Below are 15139 nucleotides of genomic sequence, written 5' to 3'. Positions count from 1 at the left end.
CCGCCGCGAAGGTCAGGCCTCGACCGGCCCCCGACCGGTCGAGGCCCTGACCCGCAGCGTCGGCGTCGCGTCCTGATGGGTGGACGGGGCCGCACCGTCGATGACGTCGAGGAGTCGGCGCGCGGCGTGGGCGCCGAGGGCGACGACATCGTGGCCCAGCGCCGTCAGCGCCGGCGTCACGAGGCGGCAGAGCAGCGAGTCGTCCCAGGCGATGATGGAGACGTCGCCGGGGACCGAGAGACCCAGTTCGTGTGCGGTGGTCAGCGCCGCGACCGCCATGACGTCGTTGTCGAACAGCAGGCCCGTCGGCGGCCGGGGCGACGACAGCACGGTCCGCGCGGCTGCCGCACCGGAATCCTGGGAAAGGTCGGTACGCACGATGTCGTGTTCGAGGCCCGCAGCGCGGGCGGCGTACTCGAACGCGTCGTCGCGGATGACCGTGTACGCGTAGCGGCGGGGGGCCGCGACCCGGGTGACGCGTCGGTGGCCGAGGGCCGCGAGATGCTCGACCGCCTGCCGCGTCGCCTCGGCGTCGTTCGTCCACACCGTCGTCACTCCGGCCGCGACGCTCGGGTCGCCGACGACGACCGCCGGGATGCCGTTCTCCGACACGACGGTGATCCGCGGATCGTCCGGGATCAGATCGGTGAGCAGGACGCCGTCGACCCGACGCGACATGTGCCACCGCCGGATCGCCGCGGCGTCCGCCTCGGGCGCGACCTGGAGCAGGAGTCCCATCGAGCGGGAGGCGAGGGTCGCCTCCACGCCGGCGACGAACTGCATGTAGAACGGCTCGACGGAGAGATCGCGAGGGTCCTTGGCGAGCGCCAGGCCGATCGTCTCCGCGCCGGCACCCGCCAGGGTGCGGGCGGCGCTCGCCGGGGACCAGCCGAGCCGGGCCGCCACCTCGAGCACCCGTTCGCGGGTGGCGGAGGAGACACCGGACCGGCCGTTGAGCGCGTAGGAGACGCTCGCGGTCGAGGTCTGCGCCTCCCGCGCGACGTCCGCGATGGTGACCCGCCGGGTCCGCGGATGGCTCGTCGTCACCGATGCCCGCTCCCGTCAGTCGGGGTCGATGGTATCCCGCAGCGAGGCGACGACGAACGCCGCCTGCGCCGAGGCGGGATCGAGCGGCTCCGGCGCGCGGACCCGGAAGATCTCCGTCTCCCCCGGCAGCACGGTGGTGAAGCCACGGTCGACCGTCGCCGCGGGATGGATCCGGTCCGGCTGGACGAGCACGTCGCGCGCGAGGTGGTCCGAGCGGACCCCGATGTCCAGCCCACCGGTGACGGCGGTGACCGTGGCCTCCAGCGGCGTCCCGTGGCGCCGGGCCTCCCCCGGCGGGGCGAAGTGCCAGAGGGCCCGCTCCTCGTCAACGGTCGCGACGAGGAACTCGGCGCCCGGGTCCGACGGCTCGGCGACCGCCGAGGGCAGCACGACGCGGGTCACCGAACGCGGCGGAACCGAGAGCGGGTGCGACCACTGCGCGGCGGTCACGCCGTCGAGGCCCCGCCGAGCGAGGTACGCCGTCGTGTCCCACGCCTCCTCGTCGTCGTTGACGACGCAGAGTTCCAGTGCCCCGTCACCCGGTTCGATGGTCAGGACCCGGGGCGCGTAGCTGTCACGCAGGGCGAAGTAGAGCGGCTTGCACCGGCCGGCGCTGTCGATCGCCGACCACGAGGTGACCGGCCAGAGGTCGTTGAGCTGCCACACGATGATGCCCGTGGTCCGCGGCCAGCTCGCCCGCCAGTGCAGCACACCGGTGCGGACCGCCTCGACCTGCATCCACTGGGTCTGCAGGTGCCACCGGTCGAAGTCGCTGGTCGGCGGGAGGTGCCGGGCGAGGTTGCGCGCGAGCTTCGCGTGTCCGTCGATGGCCTTCTGGTGGTGGCGCACGTTGTCGGCGTCGACGCGCAGCTCGGGGTCGGTGATCGAGTCCCGGAGCGTCCGCCAGGCCGCTGCGCCCTGCCAACCGAACTCGGAGACGAAGCGCGGAGAGCTGTCCCGGTAGACCGTGTAGTCGTCCTCGTTCCAGGCGTCCCAGGAGTGGAAGGTCTGGTGGTCGGTGTCGTTCGGGTCGTGCGCCCAGCTGCCCGACCAGGGGCTCCCCTCCGTGTAGGGACGGGTGGGGTCGAGCTGGCGAAGGAGTTCCGGGAGCCATTCGAGGTAGTACCGCTCGCCCCAGGTGAGCTCACCTCCCGGCTGCGCCGCCCAGTCCTTGTCGAGGCGCATCCAGAGGTTCTCGTTGTTCCCGTTCCAGATGGCGAGGCTGGGATGGGAGCTGAGCCGCACGACGTTCTCGCGGGCCTCGGCGAGCACCTCGGAGCGGATCGGCTCCTCCTCGGGGTAGGCGGCGCACGCGAAGAGGAAGTCCTGCCACACGAGCAGGCCCAGCTCGTCGCACGCGTCATAGAAGGCGTCGCTCTCGTGGACCCCCCCGCCCCACACCCGGACCAGGTTCACGTTCGCCTCGGCGGCCTGCACCAGCCGGGTCCGGACCCGGTCGGCGGTGACCGCCCCGGGGAAGACGCTCTCGGGGATCCAGTTCACGCCCTTGACGAAGAGCGGGCGTCCGTTCACCGTGACGACGAACGGGGTGCCCTGCGCGTCAGGTGCCCGGTCGACGGCGACGGTCCGGAAGCCGACCCGGGTGCAGTGCTCGTCGAGCTGCTCCTTCCCGGACCAGAGTGAGACAGCGACCGGATACAGGTGCGGTTCGCCGAGCCCGCGGGGGTACCACCGTCGCACGTCGGGAACGGCGACGACGACGGTCGCGGAGTCCTCGCCCGGCGGGACCTCGGCGTGGACGGCCTGCCCGGCGATCTCGACCTCCAGGTGGAGCGGGAGGGTCGCCCCCGATCCGGTTCGTTCGAGGTCGATGTGGGCGGTGAGGATGCCGGTCTCCTCGTACACATCGACCAGGGGCCGGACCGCGGCGATCCGCGCCGTGCTCCACGTCTCCACCCTGACCTCGCGCCACAGTCCGCAGCCCGGGAGGGTCGGTCCCCAGTCCCAGCCGAAGCTGCTCGCCATCTTCCGGATGAACGCGAAGGGCTGCGGGTAGGCGCTGGGCCGGGCTCCGAGCACGCGCTCCCAGTGCTCCGCCTCGGTGTACGCAGAGGTGAACCGGACATCGACGGTGTTGGTCTCGGCCGTGACCGCCGTGATGTCGAACCGGAAGCTCCGATGCATGTTCCGGGTGCTCCCGACCGTCCGCCCGTTGACCGCGACGGAGGCGACGGTGTCGACGCCGTCGAGAACGAGGTCGATCCGCTCCGCGCCGAGGGCGGCGGCGAAGGTGCGGCCGAGTCGCCAGTCGCATCTCGATACCCACGAGACCTCGTTCTCGTTCTGGTCGACGAGGGGGTCGGGGATAAGGTCCGCTGCCAGCAGGTCGAGGTGGATCGCCCCCGGGACCTGCGCCTCGATGGCCCGGCCGACGAGCGGAACGGCCAGGTCCGGCACCGGACTCCGACCGTCGGTGTCGACTGTCCAGGTCCAACGTCCTGCCAGGTCCATCGTCGTGCGCATGCGAACTCCTCCTCGCCGGGACCAAGGGGATTCGAGGGTAACCTAAGCGCTTAAGTTCCGCGCTGGGAGGCCGTGCACCGGCCGGGGTCGGGTGCCGTCGTGGACTGTGACCGACGGCCGATGGATGCTCCCAGGTGGCCCGGACGCCGAGGGTCCGATGGGTCGGGACGCCGCCTCGTCGGTCGCAGCGCGCCCCTGCGGGGACCGCAACGGCAGACGGCCCTCCGGCCAGGACGAGCCCAGCGACTACTGGCTGTCCGCCGACACATCCTTGGCCGCACTGGTCCGCCTGGCCAAAAGCCGCTGGCGCGTCGAGCACGACTACCGCGAACTCAAAACCGCCATCGGGCTCGGCCACTTCGAGGGCCGCTCCTGGATCGGCTGGCACCGCCACGTCACCCTCGCCGCGGCCGCCCAACTGTTTCTCACCCAACTACGGCTGACACGCCCAGAAGCAGCGGGGCAGACCTGAGCCTGTATGCCGTCCTGCGGCAACTGCAGTACCTACTCGCGACCTGGCTCGGGTTCTGCCCCCTCTGCCGCCAACTCGTCCCAACAAAGCACTACTCAGGCGGGGATAGCGAGGAGGAGAGCGGCGTAGGGTCAGCGGGCGGGGACGATGGGGCCGCGGTGCAACCAGTCGATGAGGTCGGGCTCGGCCAGCTTCGCGACCCGATCCTCGTATCGTCGCAGGTCATCTTCGTCGAGCAGGTCCCGCCACTGGCCGCTGACACCCTGGTTGAAGAACCGCTTCGGATCGCGCCACATCGCCGCGACCGGGGTCAGAGCCTCCGCCCGGCCGCGCATCGAGTCGAATGTCGCCGCCCGCACCAGATCCGGCCACCGCGACTCCGGCACCTCGATTCCGAGGCGCCCAGCGAGGAACCTCATCTGGCCTTCAAGATCTGACTTCAGATCGTCGTAGTGCAGCAGCAGCACGTTGGGCCGCTCCCGCTCGGCCCAGAACCCCGACAGGTGGTGCAGCATCGACGGCAGGCCCACCTGCACATTGGTGTCCTCCAGCCAGGCCCAGAACCGGTTGTACGGAGACTCCGCAGGCACCGGAGCCGTATCGGCGGGCCCCTGGGTCGGGCTACCGCCGGCCGCCAGCATCGCGTCGAAGGCCTCTTGGGCGACATTCTGGGAATGGGCGTCCCAGGAGATCGCGACGTCCCGGGGATCCCGACCGACCGCGACGTAGGTCACCCCATCATGGATGGGCAGCCCGTCGAAGGGCGTATGAGTCTTGATGAAACGGCGATGCCGCTGCGCCTCGTAGAACGCGAAGATGTCGCCCCGGCTGCGAGTCAACATGTCGAGCCAGTAGGTGAGGTCGTCCAGCCGTGCCGGCAGCTCCGGTGTCTGGAAGATCAACAAGGCGCAGATCGTCTGGGTCCACGTCGTCCCGCACTTCGCGGGGGTCGAAACCACGATGTCACCTTCGCGGAACGGGAAACCCTCCCACCGTCCGCTGTCCATGACCTCGTTCTGGTACCGAACCGTCGGTTGGCGCAACGGTCCCCCCTGCTCTTCGATTGATCCGTCCATAGTAGACCTGACTTGTCGAACCGGGCGACCGCCGACCAGCCTGCGGGCCGGTGACAGTGAAGACTCCCTGAGAGTCACGACGCACGACGATGGCGTCAGCGCCGTAACGGATGTCCAGCCGCACGCCAGGCTCCCAGCCCAGTGCGCCGATGATCGCCCGATCACGGATCCGGCCGCTGCTGTCTACCGAGGCCAGGCGATACATCCTCGCTCCGGTCCGCTCCTGCGGGAGGGGCGGCATCGGTAAGGGCGCTCGACGCAGCGGAGCGGCGGAGCCGGCCCGAGCGGCTTTCGTCTGGCCCGGAAGCAGGACCGGGGGGACGACGGAAGTCACCGAGGGCTCAGCCACAAGGACCACCACCCTCGTTCGACGCCAGGTCGGCAACGGTGGTGACAGAGATCAGATTCGCGTGGTCAAGTGCGCCTGACCACCAGTACGCAGGACACGGCATCGGTGCCGCAAATTTGTGTCCGAGGGGCGACACGAACCACTCCCCCACCACCCATGACGATCGGCGCAACCCTGAAACTCGCGCAAATCTAACCGCGCCCTGCCGGCAATCCCTCGTCCCGGTCGTTACTCCACCATGGACGACCGGGCCGACCCGTCGAGGGACGGATCGACCCGGTACACCACCCGCGTCGGCTAACGCCGTTTCTTGCCCTCGCTGCTGCTCGCGCTGCCGTAGCCATGGCCGTACTGGCCCTCGGCGTACGACGGGCTGCGGTGCGACGAGGCGCGGTGCGAGGACTGCCGTTCCTGGTCGGGGCGGACCGGCCGGTAGTGCTCCTGCGGCCGGGGTGCGAGCGCGGTCGGCGGGGCCACCGAACGGGAGCTCGCGTACCCCGAGCTGCGCGACGAGGACCTCAGCGACGCCATCGAGGGATCGATCGGACTCTCGTAGCTGTGCCTGCTGCCGCGGTGGCTGTGGCGGTCGGCGGAGGTGCTGCTCCGCTGGGCGGAGGGATCCAGCTGGGCTCCCGGGTGGTTGTAGAGCGGCAGCACCTGCTCCTGCCGGCTCTGCTGCCGCTCCCGGTTCCAGGTGTGCAGGGCCATCAGCCCCGCGCCGGCGCCGTGCGCGATGGCCCCCACGTCGCGGACGGTCGTGGAGGCGCCACCGGCGCTGCCGACGCCCCAGGCCAATGCTCCGCCGGACTGGAGCGCCCCGGCGGCTGCCCCCAACAGTTCCTGCAGTCCCGCGTTCTGGCTGCGTAGGGCCCGAACGGCCTCGGCACCGACCCGGAACAGTCCCGGAGCCGCGGCGATCGCGACACCGGCACCGGTGCCGATGGTGCTGGTCGCCAGGCCGGCAGCGCCCTGGACAGCGGGCGAGACGAACGCCGCCATGGAGTTGATGACGCTCTCGTTCCGCTCGTAGACCCACCTTCCGGTCTGCTCCACGTAGGTCATCAGGCTGTTCGCGTCGTCGTACCTGTGCTGGCTGGTGGCGCCCTCGGGCCACTCCACCTGGATGACGTCGCCGGGGGCGGGGCTGCTGCGGCCGGACGAACTGTTCGACGCCTCGTAGCCCGAGGACTGGTCGCCGTAGTAACCGTCGTTGTTCATGGATCCCTCCGTCTTCCTGCGGAAATCGGGACAGCCGGCACGACGGATCGCCGCCCGGCCCGGTTCGACGATTCGCAGTGGAATTCGTCACACCGTCAGCCGTTAGTGATCATGGGTGTCGAGGCGGGACGGCCGGCTCCGGATGGCTCTGGCCCTGCCCGCCGGCGGTGGCCCGTTCGGTGATCGCTGCCTGCTCCCGCTTGGCCGCCGCCGAGATCCGGGCCGCGTCCGGCTCCCGGTACCACGGCCGCAGCCTGATCACCGCCGGGCGGACCCCGGTCGCCAGCAGCAGCGCGGTTCCCTTCGGCAACGCCCGGATCCGGTCCGGCGGCAGCACCTGTTCCTGCCGGAACGAGGTGGACCGGGAGGTGCCGTCCCGACTGCGGGAGACGCTGACCGTCCGCACGTCGTGCTGGCCGACCAGCTTGGCGACCTTCTCCACGAAATCGGCGTCGTCCAGCCCCGCGCCGAGCAACTTGATGGTGGCCGCGCCCCAGAGCGCGTCCATGCCGGCCTCGCCCCAGACCCGGGAGCCCTGCCGGTAGCTCTGCAACAGGGTGACCACGTTGATACCCCGCGAGCCCAGGTGCGAGTAGAGGTCGGGCAGGTCGGAGATGCGGCACACGTTCGCCGCCTCGTCCAGCACCGCGGTCATCGGCGGGTCCAGCCGGCCGCCCATCCGCTCGGCGGCCACCACCCCGGCGCGCAGGGTGGCGTCGGCCAGCCCGGCGATCACCCCGGCCGCCGAGCCGCCGCCGTCCTTGGAGAGCAGGTAGAGGGTGTCCTGGCCGAGCACGTGCCGCTCCGGGCGGAACTCCGGCAGCGCCGGGTCCGGGGTGACCCAGGCCAGGATCTCCGGATCCAGCAGGCAGGCCACGCACTGCCGGGCGGTCTCGTAGATGCCGTCCCGGGTCTCCACCGCGCCACGCACCGTACCCTGCAACTGCTCGGCCATCGCGGTCATCCGCACCCCGCGCAGCAGGTCCACCGGGGTCCGGTCGGCCGGGTCGGCCAGCCAGGTCAGCAGCTCGGTGACCGGGGCGCCGCCCCGGGCGGCGGCCAGGAAGAGCGCGGTCAGGGTGTTCTGCGCCGCCGAGATCCAGAAGTCCTTCTTGGCGGTGTCGTCGTTGACCGAGGCCACGAAGTGACCGGCCAGCCGGCGGGCGCCCTCGATGGTGGTGCAGCCGGCCAGCAGGTCCCACCACATCTCGCGCGGCGCGTGCGCGATGCCCTGCGGGTCGAAGGTCCAGACCGTGCCGGTCAGGGCCCGCTCGGCGCGGGTCACCGCGAACACGTCGGACTTGTTGGAGGTCAGCAGGACCGCGCCCCGGGCCCGCAGCACCCGGGGAATGGCGATGCCGGTGGACTTGCCGGCCCGGGGGGCCATCAGGTCCAGCTCCACGTCCTCGAAGGAGGAACGCAGCTCCGGGCCGTGGGGCACCAGGTCGCCGAGAAGGTTGCCGGTGTCGTCCGGGGTCAGCTCCTTCCGCCCGGCCAGCGAGGGACGCAGCTCGCGGGCGCGGGCCGCACTGCCGGCCGGCGTCATCGGGGCCAGCTCCCGCACCCCGGCGAGGTTGCGGTCCCGGCCGCGCAGCCGGGGCAGCCGCCGGGCCACCGCCGCCACCGGCACCACCAGGAGTACGACCACCAGCACCATCCCGCCGTAGACCGGGTACGGCGACACGCCCGGCCAGAGCAGGTCGACCCCGCCGGAGACCAGGTGATGCCAGGAGGCGACGGTGAACGGCGGCGGCTGCCAGCCGTGCCCGGTCAGCGCCGCTCCGAGCGTGCCACCGAGCCAGCCCACGGTGAAGATCAGCAGGTTGGCCAGGACCAGCACGGTGAAGGCCAGGAAGACCAGGTCGGCGCCGTGCGCCCGGCCGCCCCCACCCCGGCTCACTGGGCTGCCTCGAAGGCCGCCAGCCGAGCCGCCGCCCGTTCCGCCGCCTGCTCGACGGCCCGTTCGGCGGCCTGCTCCGGCGTCGCCTTCCGGGCGGTGTCGGCGGTGGCCGCCCAGCGCTGGTTGGTGTCGTGCAGCCGGCGTTCGGTCTCGGTGATGGAGACCCGGATCGGGATGCCCGGCCGGCCACCCACCTTGATCAGGAAGCGGCCCCGGCCGGGCGGTTCCTCGTTCGAGCCGGTACTCGCCCACCCCGGCGGCGACGACCAGGACGACACCAGGTCGATCTCCCGCCGGGAGAGCCCGATCACCCGGCCCAGGTCTGCCATTTCCGCCGCCGGCAGGCCGGCGCAGGCGACGATGCCGGCCCGCTCGACGAATCCCCGGGCCTTGGCCCGGTCCGCGTCGGTGCCGAGCGCCTCGGCGTCCTTCAGGGTGTGGGTGATCTTCGCGTCGCCCAGGCCCAGCGACCGGTTGAGCCGGGTCAGCGCGTCGATCCGGTCGACGATGCCGGAGGCCGCGCGGAGTGGTCGCCACAACTCGTCGAGGATGGTGAAGAACCAGCGCCGGGGCGCGAGCCCGGCGTCGGCCAGCGCGTGCACGGCGGCGACCGTGCCCAGCCCGTCGGACCAGGCGGCGAGCATCGCCGCTGCGGTGAGCTGGGTGTCGGACTCGCCGATCCGGGAGATGTCGATGCAGACGGCCGGGGCGTCCGGGTCGATCCGGGTCGAGGTCGCCGAGCCGAACGTGCCGCCGAGCGCCCCGTCGAGGATGCCGAGCAGGGACCGGTGCAGCGGGTCCACCGCGTCCCGGTAGCGGGTCTCCTGGCCCCGGTCCAGGGTGACCGCGCGGACCCGGTCCGGCCCCTCCGCCAGCACCCGTAGCAGGTCCGGTAGGAGCGGCGCCCGGTGCTGCGGGGTGCGTTCCCGCAGGTGGCGTAGGCAGGCGGAGAGCACCGCCTGCTCGTGGTCGTCGAGTGCCCGGCCCCGCACGATGGTCAGCAGGGCGGCCACCATGTTGAGCACCCGGCCGTGTGCCTCGGCGGCCAGCGCCCGGCCGGCCCGGCCGCCGATCCGCTCGGCGACGATCCCCATCGCGCCCGGGTCGAGCACGTTGATCCCGCCGACCCCGCGTCCGATCGGGATCACCTGGCCACCGAGCGCGCGGACCGTGTCGGCGTAGTCGGGCTTCAGGTCACCGAGGACCAGGGGTACGACACCCGTCGCGGCGAGCCCCACCGCCATCCGGTTGATCAGGGTCGACTTGCCCAGGCCGGGCATGCCGAGCATGAACAGCGACGGGTTGGAGATGTAGCGGGCCCGGGTGAACCACGAGATCGGGTCGCCGCAGACGGTGGCCCCGGTGAAGAGGTGCTGCCCGATCGGCACCCCGGACATCGGTGCCCCGGAGCCGGCCGAGAACGGCCACAGCCCGCACGCCTGGACGGTGGTGGCCCGCCACATGGTCGGCGCGTCCAGGTAGCCGACCCGGCCACCGCCCGGTCCGGGCCAGCCCCGCGTCGAGCGTGCCCCGGCGCTCCCCGACCGGGCCGGCCGCCCGGCCGGTCGTTTCGGCTGCGGCGGCGCCGCGTCGTCCGGCTCGCCGACCACCCCGGTCAGCGCGGTGGTGGCCCCGGAACTCCCCGCCGGCCAGCCTGCCCCGAGGTCGACCGGGCGCGTCGACGCCCACCGGGTGCCGCTCGGCCGCCGGTCGGCGGCCCCGTCGACCGGGCGCGTCGATGCCCGCTCGGTGCTCACATCGCCTCCTGGAGCTCGTGCGGCAGCAGGGTCTGCTCCCAGGGCAGCACCCCTGCCGGCAGCGTGCAGGTGAAGGCCGCCGCCTGCATCCGGTTCGCCGGCCGCATGGCGATCCGGGTCGCCCCGGTCATGTTCCGTACCAGCACCGACGCCTCGTCGAGGTGGGCCGCGTCGTCCACGGTGATGGTGAGCATCAGCGAGAACTCGACCAGCCCGGCGCCGGTGGCCTCCTCGGCGGCGGCCTGCTCGGCGGCGCGTACCTCGGCGGCGGCGCGGGCCTGCACCATGCCGCGCCGGGAGGTCGCCATGAACTGCGCGGCCCGCCGGTCCGACTCGACGATCCGGGCCGAGGTGCCCGGGTCGATCGGCCGGTAGAGCATGGCCACCCGCTTGCGGCGGGTGCCGGCGGAGGCGTCCAGCATGGTCCGGAGCACGCTGGCCCGGACCGAGCCCCGGGGAGCGAGGGTGAGCAGCCAGGTCCGGGAGACCCCGGAGTCGTGCTGGTAGGCGTCGACCGTCTCGACTGCGGCGACCGGACCGGCGTCGGCCCATTCGAGTCCGGTCCGACCGTGCTCGGCCCGTACGGTGAGGAGGTCGGCGGCGCAGGCCGGGTCGTACGCGACGCGCACCACCTCGGCGATCTGCTCGGCGGACAGCGGCTCGGCCAGCCCGCCGCCCGCGCTGACCAGCCCGGTCAGCAGGCTCGGCACCCGGATCGCCAGGTCTGCGAGGACGTCCTCGGGGTCCCGCCTCTGGTTGCCCGGCACCCCGTAGGTGAGCGTGACGTAGGAGTTCATCTCCGACGAGGCCGTGGGGTAGTCCGCGACCACCTCCCGCATGACCGCGCGGGCGGTCTCCGGTGCCGACTGGTCCAGCCGGGGCAGCACCTCGGTGGCGAGTCGGGTGCCCGGGTCCGGGGCGGTCTCCACCACCACGGAGGCGCCGCGCAGCCCCGGCTCGTGGGCCAGCCGGGACAGCCACTCGCCCCAGAGGGCCACCCAGGTGTCGACCTGGTCCGGGTCGACCAGCGAGCCGCCGTCGGGTTCGCAGCGCAGCACGATGGTGTAGAGGTTGCGACCCCGGTGGTGCAGCACCCCGAAGGGGCGGTCGTAGGCGTCCCGCCCCTCGCGCGCCTCGACCCGGCCGAGCAGGCCCGGTGGCGGGAACCGGCCCTCCGGTCGGGGCGACAGCGGCCCGGAGACGTAGAGGTGCTCTCCGCGCGACCGGCGGCGGATCCAGCCGATCCGCACCGTCAGGAGCTGGTACAGGTTCCGCCCGTCCTGGGTGCGGACGGCCAGCGGGGTGAGCGTCAGCACGATCGGCGTGGCGACCGTCGCCGCCGCCCGCAGTGACACCAGCGAGGCGAGCAGCACCAGCACCAGCCCGCCGAACACACCGACCGTGCCGATCAGGCCCAGCGGCCCGAGGCCCGGACGACGCGGCCGGCGCCAGTTGCCGTAGGTCGGTTCGATGGCGGCTTCCGTCGACATTCTCCCTCTCCCTTCCGATCGGATCTCTAGTTGCGGCCGGAGTTGTGGCCGGCCTCGCCGTCGGCGCCCTCGATCGAGCCGGCGACGATCGCGCCGCCGACCCGGGCGCCGTGCCGGGCCGCATCGATCGCGGCTCCGGCAACTGAGGCGGCCCGCCCGGCGGCGCCGAGGGACCCGGTACCGCCCGTGCTGCCCGTACGGCCGGTCGGCCCGGATCCGCCGCGCCCGCCGTCCCGGCCGGAGCCGGCGGAACCCGGTCGGCCGCCGCCGCCCGCTCGGCGCGCCCCGGACGGGCCGCTCTGACCCGACACGTGGCCGCCACCGGCGACCCGTTTCGCCCCGGAGGCGACCACCCCGCCGGCGGCGGAGACGCCGGTGCCCACCGGGTTGCCGGTGCCCAGGGCGGCGGTCGCCGGCACGACGATCTTGAGGAGGGCGGGCAGCGCGACGGCGGAGAGGAGCAGCACCCCGATGCCGGCGATGCGGCTGTGGGTCGAGTTCATCTGGTTGCCCATGGCGATCATCTCGGCCCCGGAGAACATGATCAGGCCGACCGCCGGCTTGTAGAGCAGCCAGGCGACCAGCCACCCGATGTGCTTACGCCACCAGCCGGCGCCCCAGTTCGTCATCGACGCGGCGGCGGCCAGCGGCAGGGTGCCCAGCAGGATGGTCATCACGCCCAGCCGGACGTAGAGCAGCAGCACGTGCACGATCGCCGCGATCAGCAGCAGGAAGGCGAGCACCAGCAGCAGGAAGGACTCGATGGTGGATCCGTTGTCGATGCACGGCACGCTCTTGACGATCTCCAGAGCCGCCGTCGAGAAGAGATGGTCGGCGAAGTCGTCGGAGACCTTGGCGGCGTAGCTGACGGTGTAGGCGCCCGCCCCGGCCACCAGGATGACCCGGAGGAAACCCTGGAGGGCCGTCCTGCCGGCCTCGGCCCGGCGCTCCAGCGCCATCCGGGCGGCGGCGAAGAGGATCGAGCCGATCGAGAGGTAGATGATGATCCACTCGATCTGGTCACTGATCATCCCCGGCACGGTCCCCGACGCGTCCGCGCCGGGCTCCACGCCCTCGCCGAGGGTGGGCACCTCCTCGGTCAGCTCGCCGAAGATGCCGATGGCCGCGGCGAGCATCAGGTTCGCCACCATCCGGACGATGGTGCCGATCGGATCGCCGAGGAACGAGAGGAAGCCGAGGAGCAGGTCGAGCGGATCCGGCGGCGAGCAGGCGCCCATCTCAACGCCTCCAGAGCGTGAACCCGGCGCTGCCGGTGACCGCCGCCGATCCGGTGTGCACCGCCCCGGTCCGGGACGGCAGGACCTTCCAGTCGCCGCCGTCCCAGCGCAGCTCGACCAGGGTCGAGGCGTACCCGCCGGAGCCGCTCTGCACCAGCAGCCGCACCTGGGCACTCTCCGGGGCGTACCGGACCAGGTCGTACCCGAGGTAGCTGCCGCCGCCCCGGGCGGTGGTCTCCGCCGCGACGGCCAGGCGGGCCAGCAGCACCTCCCGGCCCGGCCCGGGGACCACCTGCCGGTCGGCCACCGCCGCCCAGTCCGGACCGCCCAGTCCGGTCGGGATGACGTGCGCGGCCAGGACCGCACCCATCGGGGTACGCGCGAAGCAGCGCAGCAGCGGGCCGCCGGTGCGGGTCGGGCCCTGGCTGGCGGAGACCGGGATCCGCTTGCCACTGTCGACCACCTGCCAGGTCACGTCCCCGGGGGGCGTGGCCGGCCCGGAGGTGACCGTCTGGCCGGGCGGGCAGACCTGCACGTCCGCCGTCGGTAGCCCGACGGCGACCGGCGGCCCACCCGGACCGGCCGGACCGTCGTCGGTGTCGCGGTCCAGCCAGACCACCACGGTCAGCAGCATCGCGCCGGCGAGGAAGGCGGCCGAGAGGAGCCAGCTCCGATCACTCCAGAACGGCTGCTCCGATCCGGACCGCCGGCGCGACCGGCCCGGCCCGGTCACTCCTGCTCCTGATTGGTGTCGCCCGCGCCGTCCGCGCCACCGTCGAAGACGAAGCCCGCCACCGGGCCGGCGGCGGCCACCAGGATGCAGCCGCAGAGGACCAGACCGAGCCGGCTCAGGTGCTCGGAACTCTCGCCCCGCTTCACCGAGATCGCCATCATCACGCCGGTGATCAGCACCCCGGCCACCCCGGCGGCGGTGCCGGTCCAGGCGACCAGGTTCAGCAGCGTCCCGACCAGGTCCTTCAGGGGCTGCGGCGCCTCCGGTTGTGGGGTGATCTCCGCCGCGAGCGGGCGCCAGGTGGCGAGGTGGGCGGCGACGGAGTGGTGCAGGGTGGTCAGCGACATCGGGTCAGCTCCTTGGTCGTGGTGACGCCACGCGGGCGCGCGGCATCGTCCGGGCCCGCAGTTGCCTCGCGGGTCGGATACAGGTGGGTCGGTGGAGTCAGTCGCTCCGAGGGACTTTGCGGACGGTCAGAGGCCGAGATCGCCGAAGTAGGTCACCAGCGGCCCGGCGGCGGCCCCGAGCACACAGGCGAGCAGGACGATGGTGAGACCCCGGAAATGGTCACTCTCGTCCCCCGGCACGCCCCGGTTGAACTGGATGGTCATCATGATGCCGACGATGATCAGCCCGGCCACGCCAGCCGCCGTGACACACCAGGCGAGCAGGTCGAGCAGTCCGTTGGCGTACGCGTTGCCACCGGCCGGGTCGTAGACCGGCGGCGGGGCGAAGCTCGGCACCGCTTCGTTCGGCGCCCGTAGCCAGCCGAGGGTCACGACGGTCGTTCCTTCCCACTGGCCGGGGCACCGACCACGGTGGCCAGGCGGAGCAGCTCCTTCGGCAGCGGCCGGGGGCAACGCCCCACCCGCAGCGGTGGCAGCCAGGGCACCCGGTGCACCGGGGCGACCGAGCGGAGCACCCGGATCCGGCGGGCCAGCGCGGCGGGGAGGCGCCCCGGGGCGTCCGCCACCGCCACCAGCCCGACCAGCCGCATACCGGGCGGGTGCTGACCCTGCCGGAGGGCGTTGAGCGCCCGGGACGCCGCGCGCAGGCCGTCCGCGTTGGTCCGGGCCACCACCATCACCTGTGCCGGTTCGGCCAGCGCGGCGTCGGGCCACCGGCAACCGAGGTCGACACCGCCGACGAGCCGGGCCAGGGTGCTGGTCCCGGCGCCACCGTGTGCCGCGATCCAGCCCACGCCCTCCTCCGACAGGCGGCGCGGCGGCACCACGGCCCGGGACGCCGAGGGCACGGCCCCGGGTTCGGCCGGCGCCCGCGCGGTGGTGTGGTGCGTCGTCAGGGCAGGGAGCATCCCCGTCCACCTCCTTTCCATCCCATGTCCGAGGTCGGTGATCCGGTGCCCGCTGGCGGT

At 72.8% G+C, this 15139-nt stretch carries 13 protein-coding genes; 1 reads left to right on the top strand and 12 read right to left on the bottom strand.

All coding sequences use genetic code 11. The features are described from left to right. Window positions 1-12 precede the first annotated feature (12 nt). Both QSK20_RS21995 and QSK20_RS21990 read right to left on the bottom strand, forming a co-directional pair. The gene (locus QSK20_RS21995) at window positions 13-1047 is read right to left on the bottom strand and encodes a LacI family DNA-binding transcriptional regulator (protein ID WP_285790485.1); all 1035 of its coding nucleotides are present in this window, start codon (window positions 1045-1047) and stop codon (window positions 13-15) included. A gap of 15 nt (window positions 1048-1062) precedes the next feature. After that, window positions 1063-3531, bottom strand: a complete 2469-nt coding sequence (locus QSK20_RS21990; protein WP_285790484.1) for a glycoside hydrolase family 2 protein — start codon at window positions 3529-3531, stop codon at window positions 1063-1065. 124 nt (window positions 3532-3655) lie between these two features. Here QSK20_RS21990 and QSK20_RS21985 point away from each other — a divergent pair, with 124 nt between their 5' ends. Beyond that, entirely contained in the window at window positions 3656-4003 is a 348-nt protein-coding gene (locus QSK20_RS21985; RefSeq protein WP_502888983.1) for a transposase, read from the top strand. A 131-nt stretch (window positions 4004-4134) separates the two neighbouring features. Here QSK20_RS21985 and QSK20_RS21980 read toward each other — a convergent pair whose 3' ends face one another. From QSK20_RS21980 to QSK20_RS21935, 10 genes are all read right to left on the bottom strand, one after another. Next, the gene (locus tag QSK20_RS21980; RefSeq protein ID WP_285790483.1) at window positions 4135-4962 is read right to left on the bottom strand and encodes a sulfotransferase domain-containing protein; all 828 of its coding nucleotides are present in this window, start codon (window positions 4960-4962) and stop codon (window positions 4135-4137) included. A gap of 763 nt (window positions 4963-5725) precedes the next feature. After that, entirely contained in the window at window positions 5726-6646 is a 921-nt protein-coding gene (locus QSK20_RS21975; protein ID WP_285790482.1) for a hypothetical protein, read from the bottom strand. A 109-nt stretch (window positions 6647-6755) separates the two neighbouring features. Beyond that, entirely contained in the window at window positions 6756-8546 is a 1791-nt protein-coding gene (locus QSK20_RS21970) for a type IV secretory system conjugative DNA transfer family protein (RefSeq protein ID WP_285790481.1), read from the bottom strand. Further along, window positions 8543-10303, bottom strand: coding sequence for a putative type IV secretion/conjugal transfer ATPase (locus QSK20_RS21965; RefSeq protein ID WP_285790480.1), 1761 nt, complete (start codon window positions 10301-10303; stop codon window positions 8543-8545). Before QSK20_RS21965 ends, QSK20_RS21970 begins: the two co-directional genes overlap by 4 nt. Then, a complete protein-coding gene (locus tag QSK20_RS21960; protein WP_285790479.1) occupies window positions 10300-11793 on the bottom strand; it encodes an SCO6880 family protein in 1494 nt (497 codons plus the stop codon). Before QSK20_RS21960 ends, QSK20_RS21965 begins: the two co-directional genes overlap by 4 nt. A gap of 26 nt (window positions 11794-11819) precedes the next feature. Continuing rightward, window positions 11820-13031, bottom strand: coding sequence for a hypothetical protein (locus QSK20_RS21955; RefSeq protein ID WP_285790478.1), 1212 nt, complete (start codon window positions 13029-13031; stop codon window positions 11820-11822). Between the two features lies 1 nt (window position 13032). Then, window positions 13033-13764, bottom strand: coding sequence for a DUF8175 domain-containg protein (locus tag QSK20_RS21950; protein WP_285790477.1), 732 nt, complete (start codon window positions 13762-13764; stop codon window positions 13033-13035). Next, window positions 13761-14111, bottom strand: coding sequence for a hypothetical protein (locus QSK20_RS21945; RefSeq protein WP_285790476.1), 351 nt, complete (start codon window positions 14109-14111; stop codon window positions 13761-13763). Before QSK20_RS21945 ends, QSK20_RS21950 begins: the two co-directional genes overlap by 4 nt. A 126-nt stretch (window positions 14112-14237) precedes the next feature. After that, complete coding sequence (locus QSK20_RS21940) at window positions 14238-14543, bottom strand: hypothetical protein (RefSeq protein ID WP_285790475.1); 306 nt, start codon at window positions 14541-14543, stop codon at window positions 14238-14240. After that, a complete protein-coding gene (locus tag QSK20_RS21935; RefSeq protein WP_285790474.1) occupies window positions 14540-15079 on the bottom strand; it encodes a DUF6668 family protein in 540 nt (179 codons plus the stop codon). The genes QSK20_RS21940 and QSK20_RS21935 overlap by 4 nt, the downstream gene beginning before the upstream one ends. Between the last annotated feature and the right edge of the window lie 60 nt (window positions 15080-15139).

It is taken from the genome of Micromonospora sp. NBRC 101691, assembly GCF_030269285.1.
Classification (GTDB): domain Bacteria; phylum Actinomycetota; class Actinomycetes; order Mycobacteriales; family Micromonosporaceae; genus Micromonospora; species Micromonospora echinospora.
The sequence above is the reverse complement of the archived record's forward strand: the minus strand, read 5'-3'. Positions and strand labels throughout refer to the sequence as shown.

What these genes read in the sequence shown, in the direction of transcription:
- QSK20_RS21990 (WP_285790484.1), bottom strand. Translation starts at nt 3,531, where the DNA reads ATGCGCACGACGATGGACCTGGCAGGACGTTGGACCTGGACAGTCGAC.
- QSK20_RS21985 (WP_502888983.1), top strand. Translation starts at nt 3,656, where the DNA reads ATGCTCCCAGGTGGCCCGGACGCCGAGGGTCCGATGGGTCGGGACGCC.
- QSK20_RS21975 (WP_285790482.1), bottom strand. Translation starts at nt 6,646, where the DNA reads ATGAACAACGACGGTTACTACGGCGACCAGTCCTCGGGCTACGAGGCG.
- QSK20_RS21960 (WP_285790479.1), bottom strand. Translation starts at nt 11,793, where the DNA reads ATGTCGACGGAAGCCGCCATCGAACCGACCTACGGCAACTGGCGCCGG.
- QSK20_RS21955 (WP_285790478.1), bottom strand. Translation starts at nt 13,031, where the DNA reads ATGGGCGCCTGCTCGCCGCCGGATCCGCTCGACCTGCTCCTCGGCTTC.
- QSK20_RS21945 (WP_285790476.1), bottom strand. Translation starts at nt 14,111, where the DNA reads ATGTCGCTGACCACCCTGCACCACTCCGTCGCCGCCCACCTCGCCACC.
- QSK20_RS21935 (WP_285790474.1), bottom strand. Translation starts at nt 15,079, where the DNA reads ATGCTCCCTGCCCTGACGACGCACCACACCACCGCGCGGGCGCCGGCC.